The sequence below is a fragment of the Microbacterium ureisolvens genome (assembly GCF_015278315.1).
GTDB classification, from domain to species: Bacteria; Actinomycetota; Actinomycetes; order Actinomycetales; family Microbacteriaceae; genus Microbacterium; species Microbacterium ureisolvens.
In genome coordinates this window covers 40,481-59,456 of the sequence record NZ_JADIJE010000004.1, presented here as the reverse complement: position 1 = coordinate 59,456, position 18,976 = coordinate 40,481, and the positions used below count along the sequence as shown (strand labels likewise).

Genomic DNA, 18,976 nt, shown 5'->3' with positions numbered 1-18,976 from the left:
CGGATGACGGATGCCTCGTCCCGGCGCTCGCGCCGGGACGAGGCATCCGTCTTCCCACGTAGGCTGGTGCGGTGAAGCCGTTCGTCCTCCTCGCGACCCGTGCCGAGGACGTGCCGGCCGACGAGGAGTACGCGCTGTTCCTGCGGTACTCGGGCCTCTCCCCCGACGAGCTCATCCGGGTGCGACTCGAGGCCGAACCGATGCCGCGCCTGGACCTCGAGGAGCTGTCGGGCATCTTCGTGGGCGGCGGACCGTTCAACGCGTCCGACCCTCTGGAGAAGAAGTCGGCCGTGCAGCGCCGGGTCGAGGCGGAGTTCTCGACGCTCCTCGACGAGGTCGTCGCGCGCGACTTCCCGTTCCTCGGCGCCTGCTACGGCATCGGTACGCTGGGGGCGCACCAGGGCGCCGTGATCGACCGCACCCACTCCGAGCCGATCAGCGTGGTGCCCGTGTCGATGACCGGGGCCGGGGCATCCGATCCCCTTCTCGCCGGCATGCCCGAGACGTTCGACGCTTTCGTCGGGCACAAGGAGGCGATCACGCGACTGCCCGCTTCGGCGACACTGCTGGCGTCGTCGCCGGGCTGCCCGGTGCAGATGTTCCGCGTCGGCGAGAACGTGTACGCGACGCAGTTCCACCCCGAGCTCGACGTCGAGGGCATCACGACGCGCATCCACGCGTACGCCGGCTACGGGTACTTCGCGGCCGACGACCTGGAGCTCACGCTCGCGGCCGTGCGGCGTGCGGCGGTGTCGCACCCGAGTCGCATGCTGCGGACCTTCGTCACGCGCTACGCGCGCTGAGCCGCGCCTCTTCGCACGGGAGCGGCGCGGTGGTACGCTCCGCTCACCGGTTGCCTCCCCCGCCCGAGAGAGAGGTGCCCACATGCCGTCGACCAAGCTGCTCGTCACCGGAGCCGTGATCGCCGGAGTCGCCGCCGCCGCGATCCTCGTGCCGAGCGTCGCCTCGGGCATCGCGCCCGCGCCCCTGGTTCCCGCGTCGGTCGTCGCGCCCGACGATGGCCCTGGGAACAACGGCCGCGGCAACGCCTTCGGACACGACAAGGACTCCCCCGACTTCCCCGGCAACAAGGCCGGCAAGGGCGAGAAGGGCGGCGACGGGCCGAAGGGCGGCAACGGGCCGAACGCCGACAAGCACGCCGACGGACCCGGGGAACAACGGTCGCGGCAACGCCTTCGGCCACGACAAGGACTCGCCCGACTTCCCGGGCAACAGCGGCGATAACGAGTAGCCCGGACGCCGTCCCTAGTCCTTCGCGGCGGAGACGACGCGGGAGACGGATGCCTCCCCCGCCGGCTGAACGCCGCTCAGCGCCTCGCCGAGCCCGATGTCGACGAGGACGACGTCGCCCGCGAGCTCCGGTCCCCGGCCGGTGACGAGGCCCGCCTTGACACCGCCGAACGTGACCGTGACGGATGCCGGCAGCACGGCCTCGTCGGCGTCGCCGGTGTCGGGGTGCAGGCCGCTGGGGATGTCGACGGCGATGACGCGCGGCATCCGTCCCCGCTCGTCGCCGAGCGCGAGCAGGGTCGTGACAGCCTCACGCGCGGTGCCGCGGAGGGCCGGCTCACGCGAGGCGCCGATGCCGAGGATGCCGTCCACGACGACCGCGTAGTTCGCGCCGACGTCGCTGACCTCGACGAGGTCGATGCGACGGGCGCCCGCTCCGATCGCGGCGGCGAACGCCGCCTGGTGGAAGCGGTCGGCCACGAGCAGCACGTCGACGTCGGCGACGCCGCCGAGTCGCGAGGCCGCATAGAGCGCGTCGCCGCCGTTGTCGCCGCTGCCGGCGAGCACGAGCACGCGCGGCCGCACGGTACCGGGCGAGTCCTGCGGCATGGGTTCGAGGGGACGCCGGGTGGCGGTGCGAAGATCCAGACGGCCGAGCTCGGCGCGCACGACGTCGGCGAGTGCGGAGGCGGCCCGCTGCATGAGCGGCACGCCGTCGTCGAGCAGCGGCCGCTCGGCGGCTCGGACCTGCTCGGCGGTGTAGGTGGCAACGCTCTCGCTCATGACGGCACCGGCTGCTCGGCGGCGTTCTTCTCCGGGCCGTTCTTCTTCTCCGGGTCGTTCTTCTTCTCCTGGTCCTTCTTCTTCTCCTGGTCGTTCCGCTCCTTGTCGGCGTCGGCGCGGGCGTGCTGGAGCTCCTCGGTGGCCACGCGCACGGCATCCTCCGCCTGCCGCACCCGCCGGAGCACGAACGTCGGCGAACCGAAGCGCTCGCGCACACGGTCGACCCGCTCGCGCTCCGACACGATGATCCACGTCGAGGCGAGGAGGATCACCTGGGCCGAGAGGTTGAGCCAGAGCAGCAGCGCGATGAGCGCCGCGAACGAGGCCAGCAGCGGGTTCGAGCCGGCGCCGCTCACGAAGAGACCCGACAGCTGCTGAAGCACGGTGAGACCCAGTGCCCCGATGAACGCCCCCGACCACAGCGAACGCGGGTGCGCCTTCACGCCGCTGAGGGACACGAAGGCGAGCGCGACGACCGCCATATCGAGGAGGAAGACGACGACGATCGAGACGCTGCGCGTCGCGACCTGCGCGAGCGGGCTCTCGCTGATCCCCAGCCAGTCCAGCACGCCGCCGATGAACGACGTGCCCACGAACGTCGCGCCGGCCGACAGCACGAAGCCGCCGCCGATCGCGATGGCGAGGAGCAGGTTGCGCAGCAGCACCCAGACGAAGAGGACGTCGTCGTGCACCTTGTCGGCGAGGGTGCGGATGGCCACCCGGAGCGATCCGATCGCACCGATCGCCGCACCGAGGAGACCGACGAGGGCGATGATGCCCGCGATGGTCAGACCGGCCGGCGCCTTGATGTCGGAGGGGTCGACGAGCCCGTCCTCTCCGACGAGACCCGGGATCGCGGCATCCACTGCGGCGATCAGCGACCGCCACGCATCGGGGTTGTCGGCCAGCCAGATCGCGGCGAACGAGAATCCCAGCAGCACGCCGGCGAACACCGAGAACAGCGCCCGGTACGTCACGCTGTCGGACAGCATCGGCCCCCGGCGTTCGGCATAGTGCAGCCACACGCGCACCGGCCGGAGGGACAGCGCCCACGTCGTCGCTTTCGCGACCCACCCGGTCGCGGGGCTTGTCGAAGCAGCGGAGCTCGTCGAAGCGGCCATGGCGCCACCTTAGCCGCGCACCGAAGACCACTGCCCAGGGTTGACGCGCGGCGCTTAGTATGGCCCTGGGGATTGGGGAATTGCCGTGAGAGGTCTTGCACAGACGCTCGTGCTCACTGGAGCCGTACGAGCAGCCGACATGTCAGCGGCCCTCGCTCAAGTGGGCGACGGGCCGGAGCTTCAGCGCCTGCTGGTGAGCTCGAAGCTCGTGAGCGAGGGGCAGGTCGCCGAGGCGATCGCGCTGCACACCGGCCACCGCTACATCGACCTGGCGAACATGCCGCTCGACCCGAACGTGGTCGCGCTGGTGCCGGGCAACCTCTGCCGCAAGTACGGCCTGATCCCGGTGGATCGTCGCGGCGATCGCCTGACCGTCGGCGTGCTCGACCCGACCGACATCGTCGCCCTCGACGACGTCGCCTCGATCACCGACCTGTTCGTGGAGCCCGTCGTCGTCGCCGAAGACGCGCTGACGCAGATGTTCGAGCGGTTCCTGCGCTCCGACGAAGAGCTCAGCGAACTCTCGATGACGATCGAGGATCAGACCGAGGCGAACCAGGCCGCGTTCACCGAGAACCTCGAGGAGCAGGACAACGAGGCTCCCATCGTCCGGTTCGTGAACCTCCTGATCGCCCAGGCGATCAACGACCGCGCGAGCGACATCCACGTCGAACCGGGCGAGAAGCAGCTGACCGTCCGGTTCCGCATCGACGGCGTGCTGCACGAGATGCAGAAGGCCGACCGGGCGATCCAGGACGGCATCATCTCGCGCCTGAAGATCATGTCGTCTATCGACATCGCCGAGAAGCGCAAACCGCAGGACGGACGCCTGTCGGTCACTCACGAGAACCGCACCGTCGACCTGCGCGTGGCGACGCTGCCGACCGTGTGGGGCGAGAAGATCGTCATGCGCATCCTCGACAACACCGGCCAGGTCATGACCATGCGCGACCTGCTGTTCTCGCCGACCAACGAGAAGCGGTTCCGCGAGGCGATCATCAAGCCGCACGGCATGATCCTCGCGACCGGCCCGACCGGCTCCGGCAAGTCGACGAGCCTCTATACCGCGCTGCGCGCCATCGCGAACCCCAAGATCAACGTCATCACCGTGGAAGACCCGGTCGAGTACCGCATTGCCGGCATCAACCAGGTGCAGGTGAACAACCGCGCCGGCCTCACCTTCTCCACCGCACTCCGCTCGATCCTGCGCTCCGACCCCGACGTCGTGCTCGTCGGTGAGATCCGCGACCAGGAGACGGCGAACATCTCCATCGAGGCCGCCCTCACCGGTCACCTCGTGCTCTCGACGCTGCACACGAACGATGCCCCCTCGGCCCTGACGCGTCTGACCGAGATCGGCTGCGAGCCGTTCCTCGTGGCGACGGCGCTGTCGGCCGTGATCGCCCAGCGCCTCGCGCGCCGGCTGTGCATGCGGTGCCGCGAGCCGCTCGTCGAGACGAGCGACGTGCTCACGTCGCTGGGCTTCCCGCATGACCCGGCGGACGTGCCCGAGCTCTACAAGGCGGTCGGATGCCAGGCCTGCAGCTCCACCGGATACCGCGGGCGTGTTGCGCTCCACGAGGTGATGACCCTGAGCGACGAGCTCGAGTCTCTCGTCGTGACCCGCGCGACTGGCACGGAGATCCGTCAGGTCGCTCTCCAGCAGGGCATGATCTCGCTGCGCGAGGACGGCTTCTCCAAGGTCGCCCAGGGCCTGACGACGATCGAGGAAGTGCTGCGCGTCACCGTGTGACGTCGCGCGCGGGCGCTCCGACCCCCGGTCGTTGAGCGAGCGGGGAACGAGCGAGACGAAACGCCCCGGACGTCCCCGCAACCCAACCCCGGTCGTTGAGCGAGCGAGGAACGAGCGAAACGAAACGCCCCGCACCCGGCGCACGCCCGACGGCCGGCGCCCTGCCGCACCGGCCGTCAAGCGAGCCCTCCCTATCCCTGCTGTGCGAGTTCCCCGTACAGCGTGAAGATCGGCAGGTACAGCGAGATCACCATGCCGCCGATGACGATGCCGAGTCCGACGATGAGGATCGGCTCGATCGTCGACGACAGCTGCGACGTCGCGGTCTCGACCTCGTCCTCGTAGAAGTCGGCGATCGAGGCGAGCATGTCGACGAGCGTGCCGGACTCCTCGCCGACCGACACCATCTGCGGCACCATCGCCGGGAAGACGTCGGCCTTCGCCAGCGGCGCGGCGAACGAGCGTCCTTGCCGGATCGACTCCTGCACGTCGCGCACGGCCTGCTCGATCTTCCAGTTGTTCGAGGCCTGGCCGACGATCGCGAGCGCCTGGATGATCGGCACGCCGGCGTTCAGCATCATCGAGAGGTTGCGCGCGAATCGGGCGACGGCGATCTTCGTCGTGAGTTTGCCGAAGACCGGCATCTTCAGCTTGATCGGGTCGACGAACCGCCGGTACTGCTCGGTGTGGCGGTTGGCGCGCCACCAGATCAGGGCCACGACGACCACCAGGATGATCGCCGGGATGATCCACCACATGTTCTGCGAGATCGTCACGAGGATCTGGGTCGGCAGCGGCAGCGCCGAACCGAGGCCCCTGAACATGCCCTCGAAGATCGGCACCACGAAGGTCACCATCACGAGCACGCCGATGATCGCGATCACGAGCACGATCGCCGGGTAGGTGACGGCCGCGCGGATCTTGTTGTGGAGCTCTGCTTCTCGCTGATAGTTGTCGGCGATCGACCCGAGGGCGCTCCCGAGGAAGCCGCCCGCCTCGCCGACCTTGACGATCGACAGCATCAGCGGCGGGAAGGTCTGCGGATGCCGCGCCAGCGCCGCCGAGAACGACGACCCCGACTCGACATCGGCCTGCACCTGCACGAGCGCGGGCTGCAGCTTCTTGTCGTCGGCCTGCTCGATGAGGATCGCGAGCGTCCGCATGAGCGGCAGACCGGCGTTGATGAGCCCCGCCATCTGCCGCGAGAACACCGCGAGCGTGCGCGCCGAGACGGTCTTGGTCGCCCCGGGCAGCTTGATGTCGCGGCTGAGCCCGGTGTTCGACTTGAGGTTCACCTCGAGGGGCGTGAGCCCCTGGGCCTTGAGCTTGCCCGTGACAGCCGACTCGCTGGCCGCCTCGATGGTGCCCTTGACGACCGAGCCCGCGCGGGGGTCGACGGCACGGTAGATGAATTCCTGAACGACGGCCATGCGTCAGCCCTCCTTGCGCGGCATCGTGGCCCAGCCGTAGCCGAACCCGCCCGGGTCGTACACCGCGTCTTCCGTCACCGCGGCTTCCGCGTCGTCCGTCCAGCCGATGTCGCGCGCGGTCGGGTCGACGCGGCCGCCGACGGTGGGCGTGCCGAAGCGCGATCCCATGCCGATGCCGGTTCCGGCCGCGGCGTTGGCGGGGACGGATGCCGCGGCATCCGCCTGCCGCCATTCGCCGGCGTGGTGCGCCCACTCCTCCGCGTCGAGATCGCGCGGCTTGATGTAGACGCCGTCGAGGCTCTTCGGGTCGACCGCGAAGTCCGCCGCGACGTTGCGCGCGATGGTGCCTTCTCCGACGAGACGGCGCAGATCCTGGTCGAGCGTGTGCATGCCGATCTCGGAGCCTGCCTGCATCGCCGAGTAGATCTGCGCGACCTGACCCTCGCGGATCATGTTCGCCACGGCCGGGGTGTTGATGAGCACCTCGGTCGCGATCGTGCGGCCGTTGACCTGCGCGAGCGGCAGCAGCGTCTGGCTGATGATGCCCTGTAGCGTGTCGCCGAGCTGCGTGCGGATCTGGTGCTGCTGGTCGGCGGGGAACACGTCGATGATGCGGTTGATGCTCTTCGCCGCGCCCTGGGTGTGCAGAGTGGACAGGACGAGGTGGCCGGTCTCAGCGGCCGACAGGGCCGTCGAGATGGACTCCGGGTCGCGAAGCTCGCCGATGAGGATCACGTCGGGGTCCTGGCGGAGGACGCGACGCAGGGCCTCGGCGAACGAGTTCGTGTCGCGCCCGACCTCGCGCTGATGGATGAGCGCGCGCTTGGACTGGTGGTGGAACTCGATCGGGTCTTCGATCGTGATGATGTGCGCCGGCACCAGCTGGTTGATGATGTCGACCATCGCGGTGAGCGTGGTCGACTTGCCCGAACCTGTCGGGCCCGTGAGCAGCACGAGTCCGCGGGGACGCAGCGCGAGATCGCGGGCGATCGGCGGTGCGCCGAGCTCCTCGAGCGAGTACACGCGGTCGGGGATGTAGCGCAGCGCGATCGCGATCGCGCCGAGCTGCCGGTACACGTTGGTGCGGAACCGGCCGATGCCCGGAGTGGCGTGGGCGAGGTCCACCTCGCCGTGCTCGAGGAACTCCTGCCGCTGGCCTTCGCCCATGAGGTCGAAGGCCGTGCGCTCGACCCATTCGTCGGAGAGCGGCTCCGGGTAACCGGGCACCGGCACGAGGTCGCCGTCGACGCGCAGCAGCGGCGGCGAGCCTGCGGTGATGTGCACGTCTGACGCGCGGTGGCGCGCGCCGCGGGCGAGGAGCGTTTCGAAGTCGAGCTCTTCCATCGCCGTCACCCTTCCTCGTCGATGTAGGTGAGCGCGGCGATCTGGATGTCGACCGTGCCTTCGCCGCTCTCCGTCATCGTCACGGACATGCTGTTGAGCAGGCGCGGCCCCGCGCGGAGGGCCTCGACGAACGCGGTCGCCTGGTCCATGTCGGCCGCCGTCGCGCTGATCACGAAGTCGGCCTGCTGACGAGCGGTGCCCGCGGTGGCGTCGGGCGCGGTGGCCGCCGGAGAGGTTCCCGCGGCCGGATCCGTCGCGGTCTCGGTCGCGGGGTCCGTCGCGCCTTCGGTCGCCTCCGGTGCCGGCGCCGCGGCCGCCGCGGCGTCATCGTCGGCCGCGCTGGTGCGGGTCGCGTACGCGACCTGCTCCCCCGCGGTGACGGCGGTGATGGCCACGCCGGATCCCTGAGCCGCGCGTCCGACGACCTCGAAGACGTCGTCGAACTGGGCGGTCGGCGGGATCTGCGAGCGCAGCTGGGCGACGTTGGCGTTGATCGTGTCGAGGTTCTCCTGCTCGGCCGTGAGGCTGTCGACCTGCGCCTGATAGACCGCGTTGGTGTTCGCGACGGTCGCGGTCTGCGCGTCGACGGAGACCGCCTGGAAGTACAGCGGCAAGGCGACGAGGAACACGCCGAGCGCGATCACGCCGAGCGAGATCACGAGGCCGATCGCTGTGACGAGGTGCTTGGGCATCACTCGCTCCCTTCTTCGGCAGCGAATTGGTTCGAGTAGACGGTCTGGTCGAACTCGACGTTCAGCACGTAGGCGAACCGGCCCTCCGACACCTGGCTGCCCGTCACGGACTGGCCGTCGGCATACAGAACGCCCTCGACCGCGCGCAGCGAGCGGATCAGCGCGACGATGTCGAGCGGCGTCGGGCTGTCGAACGTGACCGTGCCCACGATCCCCTGCTCCAGCGTGGCGTCTTCACCCTGCGGTACTCCGCCGACGGTGAAGTCCACGCCGGTCAGGGTCGTGTCGCCGGGAAGGATGCCGGTGATCTTGGCCATGACGGGCGTCCAGGCGAGGTCGGTGGCCATGGCGTCGGTGCGGAAGTCCGTCAGCTCCGACTCCGTGGCGATCGCCTGGCTGACTTCGGAGAGCCCCGCGATCTCGGTGAGGAGCGTGTTCGTCTGCGCCTGTTCGGCGACGAGACGCTGGTCGGCGAAGAACTTGAATGCGAACGCGCCGGCGATGATGAGCACCGCGACGACGATCGCGCCGAGCACGATCCACACCCAGGTGCGCACGAGGGAGTCGCGCTCGCGCCGCGCAACCTCGCTGCGCGGCATGAGGTTGACGCGGGGAACTCCCGAGAACGGGACGGGAATGGCGGTCATTTGCCTGCCTCCCCCAGTGCGACGCCGACCGTGCCGACGAGGTTGAAGGCGACCTCTCCGGCGGGCGGCGGAGCCGACATCGAGACGATGTCGCCGACCGTGATGACGGTCACCGGGATGTCGATCGCGGTGCCGATGGTCGGCACGACGCCCTCCACCGCGGCGCCGGCGCCGGTGATGAAGACGCGCGTGATCGGCAGCGCGTTGGCGCGGCTGCCGAAGAAGGCGAGGGTGCTCCGCAGGCGCGCGGCGAGGTCGGACGCACCGGGCGGGGTCGCGGCGCGGATCGCCCCGCGGGTGCGGCCGGCCACGGCGAGCCCGGCGCCGTTGCCATTGCCGTTGCCCGCGCCGACGGCGGCGAGCGCGAGCTCGGGTTCGACCAGCTCTGCACTGTGGCGACGGCTGGCGGCGGTGGCGACATCGATGGGGAGCAGACGGACGAACAGGGGAACGCCGCCGCGTGCGATCACGACCTGCGTGGTGTGATCGCCGATGCTGACTGTGGCGACGGCCTCGTCGGGCGAGACGAGCGGCGCGGTCACGCGGGCGAGCCCGAAGGCGGCGAGGTCGACGGCCTGTGCGCGCACCTTGACCTTACCGAGCGTCGAGATGATCTGCTCGATGTTCTCCGACACGGCCGCGACGAGAAGGCCCGAGACCTGGTCGCCCTCCTGCGTGAGGGGGAAAAAGTCCAGTACCGCTTGACTTGCGGGCACCGGCAGGAGGTCCTGCACCTGATACGGCAGAGCCTCGCGCAGCAGGTCGGGTCGCATCGCCTGCGTCGTGTATTCGCGCACCAGGATGCGCCGGCTCGCGACGCCGAGTACGGCATCCCGGCTCTTGAATCTCGCTCCGGTCCACAGCTGCCGGAGCGCGACGGCGACGGCGCCGGAATCGAGCACCTCCGAGTCGCGCGCTGCCTCGGGCGGCAGCGGCACTTCGCCGTACGCGATCAGCTGTGGTCGGCGACCGAGTGAGATCTCCGCTGCGCGGACGCTCTCTTCGGTCACCTCCAGCCCCACGATCGTCTTGGCCATGTTGTTTCCTCCCCAGGATTCGCCGGTCTAGGTTCCGACGAACAGATTCACGTACCACTTGCCGACGGCCTCGCCGGCGAACACTCCCGTCCAGGCGCCGAGGATCATCCACGGTCCGAACGGGATGGCGGTCTTGCGTCCGGCACGGCGCAGCAGCATGAGCGCGATGCCGAACACTCCTCCGTACAGGAAGGCCGCGAACGCCCCCACAGCGAGCGCACCCCATCCCAGCCAGCCGAGGTAGATGCCGATCACCCCGGCGAGTTTCACGTCTCCCCCGCCCATGCCGGCCGGGCGGACCAAGCGCAGCACGAAGTAGAAGAGGTACAGCGCAGCCATCCCGACGCCCGCACCGAGCAGGAGACCCCACTCGCCCGTCAGCCATGCGGCGATGGTGAACAGGATGCCGGCCACGAGGTAGCTAGGAAGCACGATGCTGTTCGGCAGCCGATGCGTGTCGAGGTCGATGAGCGTCAGCACAATCGAGATCGCCGCGAAGTACAGGAACGCGACGACGACGAGGGCGGCAGCCCAGACGTCGGCCGGATAGACGATGCCGTCCCACGCCGGCGACTCCAGGTACCTCGGCAGCGTCGATCCGAGCAGGCCGTCGTAGACGGCGAGGCCCCACCACGTGACGAGGGCGAAGGCGAGCCCGGTGACGGCCTCGACGATCGGATACCGCGCCGAGATCGACGCCTTGCAGTTGGCGCACTTGCCGCGCAGCGCGATCCACCCGATGACCGGCACGTTGTGCCACGGCTTGATCTTCGCGTCGCAGTGCGGGCACCGGCTCTCGCGCATCAGCGAGATCTTCGCCGGCACGCGGTAGGCGACGACGTTGAGGAACGACCCGATCAGGAGGCCGAGGAGCCCCGCGATGACGACGAGGAAGATGATGAAAGAAGTCACGTGCTACCGCTCGGCTTGGTAGGTCAGGCTGTCGAGTCGAGTCACCGTGTTGCCCGGATCGAAGATGCTGCCTTCGCCCTTGACGCCGCAACTGATGGTCGGCAGCGTCGGCTTCCACGACATCGGCTTGCAGGTGAACGTTCCACCGTTCAGATGGAGGCCATCGCTTCCCATATAGAGCTGACCCGACATCGTGAGCGCCATCGTGCTTCCGATACCGCAGGCGCTGTAGATCAGGATCCGGACGTTGTTGACACCCTTGGCACTGAACGAATCGAGTTGAGAGCTGGAGCAGGCCGGCGGCCGCCCATCGCTGCCGTTGGGGTCGAGGTGGACGACGAACAGCTGAGGGCTGTTGTCGAGCGTCGTGCCGGAAGGCCGCGAGATCGTGCCGTCGAGCACAAGATCCATCTTCTCGTTCGCGGGCACGAGGATCATGACGTCCCGCATCAGGGTGACATTGTCGGGCTTCACCTCGATCGCGCTTCCCTTCAAGGGGCAGCCCGTCAAGTCGATCACGGCACGGACCCCGGCGACGCTCATCACCGACTGGATCTGCGTGGTCGTGCACACCGTGCCCGGGGTCGACGCGTACACCGGCATGCCGGCGTTGCCCCACGTCGTATCCTGCGTGAGTTCGATCCAGCTGGTGGCGTCGTACACCTGCTCCAGGGTCGGACTGATCACCGGTGCCGGCGCATTGTCGTCCACCGGCACTGGTTGGGGAGGCGTTGCCCCGTTGGTCCACTTCGTAGGATCGTGGTCGACCATGCTGGCGGGCGTCTTGAATGCTCCCTTCACGACCCCGGAACCGGTCTTGGTGTTGATATTGCCGGCGGCGTAGACGTCCCCGCCGACTTCGGCACCATTGGCGTTCAGATTGATGGTTCCGGTAGCGGAGATCAGATCACCGCCCACGCGAAGCTGCTTGTTGGCCACGCTGATGCTGTCGCGAACGTACACACTGCCTGTGACAATGCAGGTGTCGGTGATCGTCATCTTGCCGCGAAGGACCCACAAGTCGCCCTGGATGCCGCCGGATGCACCGTTGTTGCACGAATAGTCACCGTCGCGAATCACGAGGTCGCCGGTGTACGTAGACTTCGTCGCCGTGAACTGGCCCTCGAAGAACGCGACCGTGCCGGATGGTGTCGTTGCCGGCCCGTGGAACCACGGATAGATCGAGTCCACCGTCGTCTTGGCCGAAGCCACCTGCCAGCCGGTCGACGTGATCTTGACCCACTTCGTGAGGTCGGTGGGGCAGCCACTCGCCCACGAACCGGGCGCGTCGATCGCCGGGCGAACGACGTCTTGCGAGATGTGGATCTCGTAGTCGAAATTGGGGCTGCTGCCCGACCCCGTGAGCGCGAACGGGTTCAAGGCGCAATCGACGCCGTCCTCGCCGATCTTCGATCGGATCGAGTTCACGGCGACGTCGCGGCCGGACTCAGCGGCGATGAATGCCTGAGTTCGATCCTTGTTCCCGACGTTCGACTGAATGGTGAACAGGACCGATGCCGCGATCATCGTGGCGATGACGAACCCCACCAGCATGACGACGACGACCGTGACGAGCACTGCGCCGTCGTCGTCGCGGCGATGAACCAGCGCGCGCATCTTTGTCACCAGCATGTCGCATCCCCTCCTGCTGCGGGCTGCCACTCGGGGCGAACCTCGCCGCGAAAGACGACAGGCGCCGAATCGGTCTCGATATCGAACACGTAGCGCACCCCTCCATTGGGTTGCGTCGGGTCGGTCTGGGCGAAGAACGGCGTGCTGCCGTTCTGGCGGACCAGCACGGTCCACTGGCGGGCGGCATCATCTTCGAGCCAGGTGCCCCAAGCCGGCACGGTGATGTCGGTGGCAGAAGAAGCGGTCTGCGCGGTCTTGTCAGCGAGCCGGAACGCCTGACAGTGTCGGGTGTCGCCGGGAGCGTCGAACGTGGTCTCCACGAGCAGCACCGTCCCTCCGCTTGTCACCGTCGAGTACACGGCATTGCGCATCGCCTTTTCGACTGCGGACCCGACCAGTTGGCCACGGTTGGTCGCCTCGGAGGTCGACAGGACCGAGTTCTGCGTGATGAAAGAGTTGATGAGGACCGTCGCGATGCCGCCGAGCACGAGCATGGACACGATGATCCCGACGATGAGCTCGATGAGCGTCATGCCCGCGTCACGGTGCGTCGGAACGGGTTCGTGCATGAGTCAGCCGCCCACGTTGATCTCGGCGGTCACCGTCATCAGCACACTGCCCGACGGAGTGGTCGCGGTGAGTTCCAGGTGATTCAGGCCACTCGACATACACACGAACCCGGCTCCTTCGGACTCGTAGTCGTACGTCCCGGTGGTGACGACAGCCCCATCCCGGAACTTCGTCGGAGCGGCGACCGAGGTGAGGGTGGCGCAGGTTGGAGTCGAGCGCGCCCTCTCGATGAGTGCGTTGAGCTCCCGCGTCGCGGATGCAACATCCGCTTGCTCGGCGGAATACCGGATTCCGCTGATGAGGACGGGAAGGAGCGCGATTGCGATGAATCCAAGAATCACCATCGCGATCACGACTTCGATAAGGCTGAATCCCGCAGCGTCAGCGCTACGACCCCTCATCCGCCCACCTCCCCAAGTGGCAGAACCCCAATACTCAATATTGCTACTAGGGCCGGGAAATGAAGCCCGGCCCTAGCGATTGGGATTCAGTCACCAGCTGTTGTGGTCCCCGCTACCGCAGCCTGGCCCAGCCTCAGCCCAGATGGTCGTGCCACTGACCGATTTGCTGGCGACGGTGCAGACCGCGCCGACCGTGGTGGGCACGGTCGTCGAAACGGTGCCAGATCCCGCTGTCGTGAAGCCCGTGGTGATGCCGTTGCTCCCGCCCGAGGCCGCCGCGGCGGTGACGGCGGCGGTGGCTTCCGAGTTCGCGATGGATGCGGCGGCAGCCGTTGCCGCGTTTGCTGCGGCGGCAGACACAGCATTGCGCTCGGCATTTTGCTGGATGTTCGCGAAAATCGGAACGGCGATCGCGACGAGGATGCCGAGGATCACGACGACGATGATGAGCTCGATGAGGGAGAAGCCTTCTTCGCCCTCTTCCTCGCGACGGCGGTTCGCCGCCTCGATGTAGTTCTTGATAGTTGCACGCATGGCGCGTCTCTCCCCAGTGTGAGTTGATAGGTCAGCTCTAACCGACCGGCGCGCGAAAGCGCCCGGTCTCAAACACCCCAGTAACACGTCCCAGACTCTGTTAGAGCTGGGTTTGAGACACACGCGCAAAGCGTGAATCCCCTCCCGCCATAGAGCATCCGAAATTCCGCCAGCAGATGTCAATGCAGACGTATGCAGCGTTTCCTCAAGAACGCCTCAGGCTCGACTGTGACAACCAGAGCTCGGGACCTGGATCTCCGCCCGCCACGAAGGCCGCCTCCCACCGCCTGATCGCGCGGCGCGAAGCGACGGCATCCGTCCCCCTCCACGTCGTCTGCCGGCGCCGGACCCCGCGTCAAATCGGCAAAGAGAGGTCGCCGACGTACTCGCCGACGACATCGATCCGGTACCGCAACCGGAAGATCGTCGTGTCGAATCCGTGCACGGCGGGTCGAGCGCGATGCCGAACTCGGACTGGCGGTGTGGGTTGATCACGCTGGCCCGAATGTCACCCACGGCGAACCCCGAAAGCTTCGTCGTCGGACCATGCCGGTCCGCCCAGTGATCGCTGCTCAGCAGGGGTCGGACGCACAGATCCGGGATCGGAATACTGAGGGTGACCCGCTCGCGACGCCGGATATACCCTGCCGCCGTCGTCTTTTTATTCGAATGTCGGAGGCCGCTCATAGTATGGACATGTGAGTCTTTCAGCGAGCGCATGGGACGCCAATCGCCGGGTCGAGGGCGATCCGGACCGCTTCGTGGACGCCCGTGATGTGCTCGAACCAGGCGAGTTGCCTCCGGACGTCGATCTCGCCGACCTGGAAAGGTCGGGAGCGAACCACGCGGCGGCGATGAACGACCTGGAGTACGTGGTCTTCCGTCAGAGGCTCCTCATCGCCGATGAGTATGCGGGCATCGCCAGTGTGCTGACGGATGCCGCGTCCTGCCCTGATCCCTGGGTCGGGCCCGATCCGACACGGGACCCGGCATGGCGGGATCCGCAAGGACGTCCGGTCTCTGCTGTGCGCGCTGAACGACGGAGCATCGCGGTGCGCGCGGCGGCGATGGAGCTCGCCACGCGTCTGGGGATGTCGGAGGCGACTGTCCGCACGAGAGCTGCGCACGCCGACATCCTGCGCGAGCGCTGCCCGCGAGTGTGGGAGGCATTCCGCTCCGGAAAAGTCCCCGCACAGAATGCCGCGACCACCGCCCAGCACGCCGCGACCCTCCCCGTCGATGCCGCTGAGGCATGGGCGCGGTTCGACGAGGCGATGGAGAATGCGGCCCAGACGCTTCAACCGGGCAAGTTCCGTATCCGCGCTCGGGTCGCACGCGAGAGGCTTCACCCCGAGCCGCTCGATGTGCGACACAAGCGCGCAGCCGCTGATCGCAACGCCTGGTTCCAGGCCGAGCACGACGGTATGGCATCGATCACCGTCTTCGGCCCGGCCGATCGCGTGCTGACCGCCTTTCGAAATGCCGACGGGCGGGCTCGCAGCCTCCGCAGTCAGCCGGAGGAAGAGCGCACTCTCGCCCAGCTTCGAGCCGACACGCTGCTCGATCTCATGACGACCACCACGACGCCAGCGCAGGACGCCCGCCGGTCGCGACCCTCGGTTGCCGTCACCGTGCCGGTCATGACGGTGCTGGGGCACGGTGATGAGGTCGCGACACTCGACGGCTACGGTCCGATCGACGCCGAGACGGCCCGGCGGCTCGCCGGCGAGGCGTCCAGCTGGGTGCGCATCCTTACCCACCCCGTGACCGGAACGGTTCTCGACGTCGACCGCGCCACCTACCGCGTTCCGAAGGCATTGAGACGCTGGCTCGGCGTCCGGGATCCAGTCTGCATCGGGCCCGGTTGCGTCCGCTCAGCCCGAGATTGCGACATCGACCACCGCCTCGACTGGCAGTACGGCGGCACGACCGCCGACACGAACCTCGCGCCGCTCTGCGAGCACCACCACACCCTGAAGAGCAAGAGCACGTGGCAGCTCTATCGCGACGAGGTCACCGGAGCGACGTGGTGGGTCTCCCCCACCGCAGTGACCATCGACGCCGACCCGCCGCCGTGGTGATCAACAGAACGCGGGCGCTGACTCGATCCACCACCGTGGCGGTCGAAGCAGAACGTGGATCGCCCCGAAGTCATTGGCAGGGGCGGCGTGAGGACAACGTTGGGCTTATTTCAATCGAGCCGACTAGAATGAAACAGTGGATGCCGCTGATTCACTCCGGAATCGCAACTGGCCCGCGCACACGCGCGAGGAGCGCGAATGGCGCCAGTCGGTGCGCGGCGGCAGTCGCGACGACCGGACGCTGCGCTCCGTCTCCGTCGCGCTCCCACCGCGCATCGCGTCCCTGACCTTCATTCCGAGCGCCCGCCTCATCGCGGCGTCGGAGCGGGCTCTCATCGAGGTGATGACGACCGACGGCGAGGCGCGCTCGCAGTCGCGCGCGCTCGGACGGTTCATGCTCCGCACGGAGTCGGTCGCCTCCTCCAAGATCGAACGGATCTCGGCGAGTGCGGCTGACTACGCCCGCGCCCTTGCGGGCAGCCGGGCGAACAGCAGCGCGACGAGCATGGTGGCGGCATCCGCTGCACTCCATCGCCTCGTCGACCGTGCCGGCGAGACCGGACGCATCAGTGCCGAAGACCTGCTCGCCGCACACCGCACGCTCATGGCTGACGACAGCGCTGAAGCGCACTATGCCGGCCGCCTCCGCGACGTGCAGAACTGGATCGGCGGAAGCGACCACAGTCCGCGAGACGCCCTGTACGTGCCGCCGCCGCCCGACCTCGTGGCCCCGCTCCTCGACGATCTGATCGATTGGACGGCGCGCAACGACGTTCCCGTGTTCGTGCAGGCGGCGATCGCCCACGCGCAGTTCGAGTCCATCCACCCGTTCACCGACGGCAACGGCCGCATCGGGCGCGCGCTCGTCAGCGCCATCCTGCGCCGACGCGGAGTCACGAGGACGGCGGTGGTGCCGCTGGCCAGCGGCATCCTCGCGGTGCGCGACGACTACTTCGCCGCGCTCGGCGAGTACCGCGACGGCGACCCGACTCCGGTCGTCGAGATCATGGTGCGCGCGGCCGTCGCGGCGGCGATCGAATCGCGCGCGTCAATCGAGGCGCTGCGGGAGCTGCCGGCGGAATGGCGAGCGCTCGTCGACGCATCGCCGGGATCAGCCACCGACCGCCTTCTCACCGCCCTGCTCGACGACCCGGTCATGTCGGCGGAGGACGCTCTCACTGCGATCGGCAGCACCGCGGCGACCGCCTACGCGGCGCTCGACCGGCTCACCGATGCCGGCGTGATCGCCGAGATCACCGGACGCAAGCGAGACCGCGTGTGGGCCGCGAACGACGTGATCGGCGAGCTCGACGACCTCGACCGCCGCATTCAGCGCCGGATGCTCGACACGGTGGCCTGACGCGGCGCGCGCAACCATTGGCGCAACGGTGACACCGCTGCCACGCTGCCGGCAGCGGGCGATCGGATACGCGACCGCGAACGGCCAGCCTGGGGCGCCGCGTGGAACCATCGGCGTCTCGGGCGGCCACGCCGCTCACGACGAGTACATGGATGCTCCAACCGCGACGGGGTTCAGCCGTCGAGCACCTCGAGCCGCACGGTCACCGGTCCCCCGTCAACCAGCTCCTCCGCGGTGCGCACCGCCTTCTTCAGCGGGAGGACGTAGGACCCGGAGCCCGACGACGGGAAGATCGACGTCGTCCACTCGCTGACGCCGATGCGCGCCCGTACCCGCACCGACCCGAATCCGCGATACGGCCGCGGGATCTCGCGGATCTCCTCGCTCAGCTCAGGCGGAACGGAGGTGAAGAACCAGGCCGAATCCTCCCGCGCATCCCAGCGGAACACCTCCCCGTCGAACTCGATGATCACGTTCCGACGCTACCGCCGGTCCACGACACCGTGCCGCTGGCGGGTCAGAGATGCTCGCCCGGAGCACCGCCGTGCCGGTCGATCAGACGCTGGAGACATGACGACCACCCCTCGATGTGCTGGTCGCGCTCCTCCTGGGTCGCGAAGCCGGAGTGCCGCACGATCACGCGGGTGGCGGCATCCGCTGCAGGCTGCAGCTCGAGCTCGACGTCCGTCGAATGATCCTCACCCGCCCAGCGCCAGGCGAGCCGCAGATCGCGAGGCGCCTGGAAGGTGAGCACGGTGCCTTCGACGGCCATGTCGACGGGCACGGAACGCACCTCCCATCGCCCGAGTTCCCGCAGCTCGACGACGGCCGTCGTCTCGAACCGCGGCGGCCAGTACCACTGGGCGAGCAGGTCGGCGTTCGTGAACTCGCGCCAGGTGACGTCGACGGATGCCGCGACCAGCGCTTCTTCGGTGAGCTCGTGCATGCCGACAACCTACGCCGGGGCACCCCCATAGGATCAAGCACATGTCGCACCCTCGCCCGCGCAATCCCGTCGCCGCGCCCGAACGGCCCGGACGCGATCTGTCCCGGCCGCTGCCGGCTGCGCTCAGTTGGACGGTGCTGATCGTGTTCGCCGGCGCCTTCGCGATCGCCTACCTCGGCTTCGACCTGCCGTGGTGGATTCTCGCCCTGTACGGGGGCGCCAGCGTCGTCGCGTTCGCGGCGTACGGCCTCGACAAGTCGGCGGCACGGCGCGGGGCGGGGCGGATCTCGGAGCAGACGCTGCTGATCCTCGGTCTCATCGGAGGCTGGCCGGGCGCCCTGATCGCGCAGCAGCTCTTCCGCCACAAGACGCGCAAGCGCAGCTTCCGGCGGGCGTTCTGGGGCACCGTCGGCGTCAACATCCTCGCGCTCGGCGCGTACCTGTACGTCGTCGCGCCGCCGTTCAGCCTCTGACCGCCCCTT

20 protein-coding genes are annotated in these 18,976 nt (G+C 68.3%); 6 read left to right on the top strand and 14 right to left on the bottom strand.

Annotated elements, in window-relative coordinates; all coding sequences use genetic code 11:
- The first annotated feature begins 71 nt into the window (after positions 1–71).
- Entirely contained in the window at positions 72–803 is a 732-nt protein-coding gene (locus IM767_RS07590; protein WP_109209230.1) for a glutamine amidotransferase, read from the top strand.
- 82 nt (positions 804–885) lie between these two features.
- On the top strand, positions 886–1,245 hold the full coding sequence (locus IM767_RS07585; RefSeq protein ID WP_109209229.1) for a hypothetical protein: 360 nt from the start codon (positions 886–888) through the stop codon (positions 1,243–1,245).
- 21 nt (positions 1,246–1,266) lie between these two features.
- Here the strand turns inward: IM767_RS07585 and IM767_RS07580 are convergent, their stop codons facing one another.
- Positions 1,267–2,034 carry an NAD(P)H-hydrate epimerase gene (locus IM767_RS07580; RefSeq protein WP_109209228.1) on the bottom strand — a complete coding sequence of 256 codons (768 nt, stop codon included), beginning with the start codon at positions 2,032–2,034 and terminating at the stop codon, positions 1,267–1,269.
- A complete protein-coding gene (locus IM767_RS07575) occupies positions 2,031–3,155 on the bottom strand; it encodes a YihY/virulence factor BrkB family protein (protein ID WP_109209227.1) in 1,125 nt (374 codons plus the stop codon). The genes IM767_RS07580 and IM767_RS07575 overlap by 4 nt, the downstream gene beginning before the upstream one ends.
- 85 nt (positions 3,156–3,240) lie before the next feature.
- Between IM767_RS07575 and IM767_RS07570 the strand changes: the two genes are divergently transcribed.
- The gene (locus tag IM767_RS07570) at positions 3,241–4,908 is read left to right on the top strand and encodes a GspE/PulE family protein (RefSeq protein ID WP_109209226.1); all 1,668 of its coding nucleotides are present in this window, start codon (positions 3,241–3,243) and stop codon (positions 4,906–4,908) included.
- Positions 4,909–5,099: 191 nt separating this feature from the next.
- Here IM767_RS07570 and IM767_RS07565 read toward each other — a convergent pair whose 3' ends face one another.
- The 10 genes from IM767_RS07565 to IM767_RS07520 all read right to left on the bottom strand — a co-directional run bounded on the left by IM767_RS07565 (position 5,100) and on the right by IM767_RS07520 (position 14,107).
- Positions 5,100–6,338, bottom strand: a complete 1,239-nt coding sequence (locus IM767_RS07565) for a type II secretion system F family protein (RefSeq protein ID WP_109209225.1) — start codon at positions 6,336–6,338, stop codon at positions 5,100–5,102.
- A 3-nt stretch (positions 6,339–6,341) separates the two neighbouring features.
- A complete protein-coding gene (locus tag IM767_RS07560) occupies positions 6,342–7,682 on the bottom strand; it encodes a type IV pilus twitching motility protein PilT (protein ID WP_275426014.1) in 1,341 nt (446 codons plus the stop codon).
- A 5-nt stretch (positions 7,683–7,687) separates the two neighbouring features.
- Entirely contained in the window at positions 7,688–8,374 is a 687-nt protein-coding gene (locus tag IM767_RS07555; RefSeq protein ID WP_162564216.1) for a hypothetical protein, read from the bottom strand.
- The gene (locus tag IM767_RS07550; RefSeq protein WP_109209223.1) at positions 8,374–9,021 is read right to left on the bottom strand and encodes a hypothetical protein; all 648 of its coding nucleotides are present in this window, start codon (positions 9,019–9,021) and stop codon (positions 8,374–8,376) included. The genes IM767_RS07555 and IM767_RS07550 overlap by 1 nt, the downstream gene beginning before the upstream one ends.
- Entirely contained in the window at positions 9,018–10,058 is a 1,041-nt protein-coding gene (gene pilM / locus IM767_RS07545; RefSeq protein WP_109209222.1) for a type IV pilus biogenesis protein PilM, read from the bottom strand. Before pilM ends, IM767_RS07550 begins: the two co-directional genes overlap by 4 nt.
- A gap of 27 nt (positions 10,059–10,085) precedes the next feature.
- A complete protein-coding gene (locus IM767_RS07540; RefSeq protein WP_109209221.1) occupies positions 10,086–10,970 on the bottom strand; it encodes a prepilin peptidase in 885 nt (294 codons plus the stop codon).
- A 3-nt stretch (positions 10,971–10,973) separates the two neighbouring features.
- Complete coding sequence (locus tag IM767_RS07535) at positions 10,974–12,602, bottom strand: hypothetical protein (protein ID WP_109209220.1); 1,629 nt, start codon at positions 12,600–12,602, stop codon at positions 10,974–10,976.
- Positions 12,593–13,171, bottom strand: coding sequence for a PilW family protein (locus IM767_RS07530; protein WP_109209219.1), 579 nt, complete (start codon positions 13,169–13,171; stop codon positions 12,593–12,595). The genes IM767_RS07535 and IM767_RS07530 overlap by 10 nt, the downstream gene beginning before the upstream one ends.
- A gap of 3 nt (positions 13,172–13,174) precedes the next feature.
- Positions 13,175–13,573, bottom strand: coding sequence for a type IV pilus modification PilV family protein (locus IM767_RS07525; protein ID WP_109209218.1), 399 nt, complete (start codon positions 13,571–13,573; stop codon positions 13,175–13,177).
- A gap of 90 nt (positions 13,574–13,663) precedes the next feature.
- Entirely contained in the window at positions 13,664–14,107 is a 444-nt protein-coding gene (locus IM767_RS07520) for a type II secretion system protein (RefSeq protein WP_109209217.1), read from the bottom strand.
- A gap of 698 nt (positions 14,108–14,805) precedes the next feature.
- On the opposite strand from IM767_RS07520, the gene IM767_RS07515 reads away from it, so the two are divergent.
- Together IM767_RS07515 and IM767_RS07510 are read left to right on the top strand one after the other, a co-directional pair.
- Positions 14,806–16,188 carry an HNH endonuclease signature motif containing protein gene (locus IM767_RS07515; RefSeq protein ID WP_109209216.1) on the top strand — a complete coding sequence of 461 codons (1,383 nt, stop codon included), beginning with the start codon at positions 14,806–14,808 and terminating at the stop codon, positions 16,186–16,188.
- Between the two features lie 136 nt (positions 16,189–16,324).
- A complete protein-coding gene (locus IM767_RS07510) occupies positions 16,325–17,548 on the top strand; it encodes a Fic family protein (RefSeq protein WP_109209215.1) in 1,224 nt (407 codons plus the stop codon).
- Between the two features lie 173 nt (positions 17,549–17,721).
- On the opposite strand, the gene IM767_RS07505 is transcribed toward IM767_RS07510, so the two are convergent.
- Complete coding sequence (locus IM767_RS07505) at positions 17,722–18,021, bottom strand: DUF1905 domain-containing protein (RefSeq protein ID WP_109209214.1); 300 nt, start codon at positions 18,019–18,021, stop codon at positions 17,722–17,724.
- A 44-nt stretch (positions 18,022–18,065) separates the two neighbouring features.
- Positions 18,066–18,494 (bottom strand): SRPBCC family protein, encoded by a 429-nt coding sequence (locus tag IM767_RS07500; RefSeq protein WP_109209213.1) that lies wholly within the window; start codon positions 18,492–18,494, stop codon positions 18,066–18,068.
- Positions 18,495–18,535: 41 nt separating this feature from the next.
- Between IM767_RS07500 and IM767_RS07495 the strand changes: the two genes are divergently transcribed.
- Positions 18,536–18,967, top strand: coding sequence for a DUF1294 domain-containing protein (locus tag IM767_RS07495; RefSeq protein WP_239453191.1), 432 nt, complete (start codon positions 18,536–18,538; stop codon positions 18,965–18,967).
- Positions 18,968–18,976 lie beyond the last annotated feature (9 nt).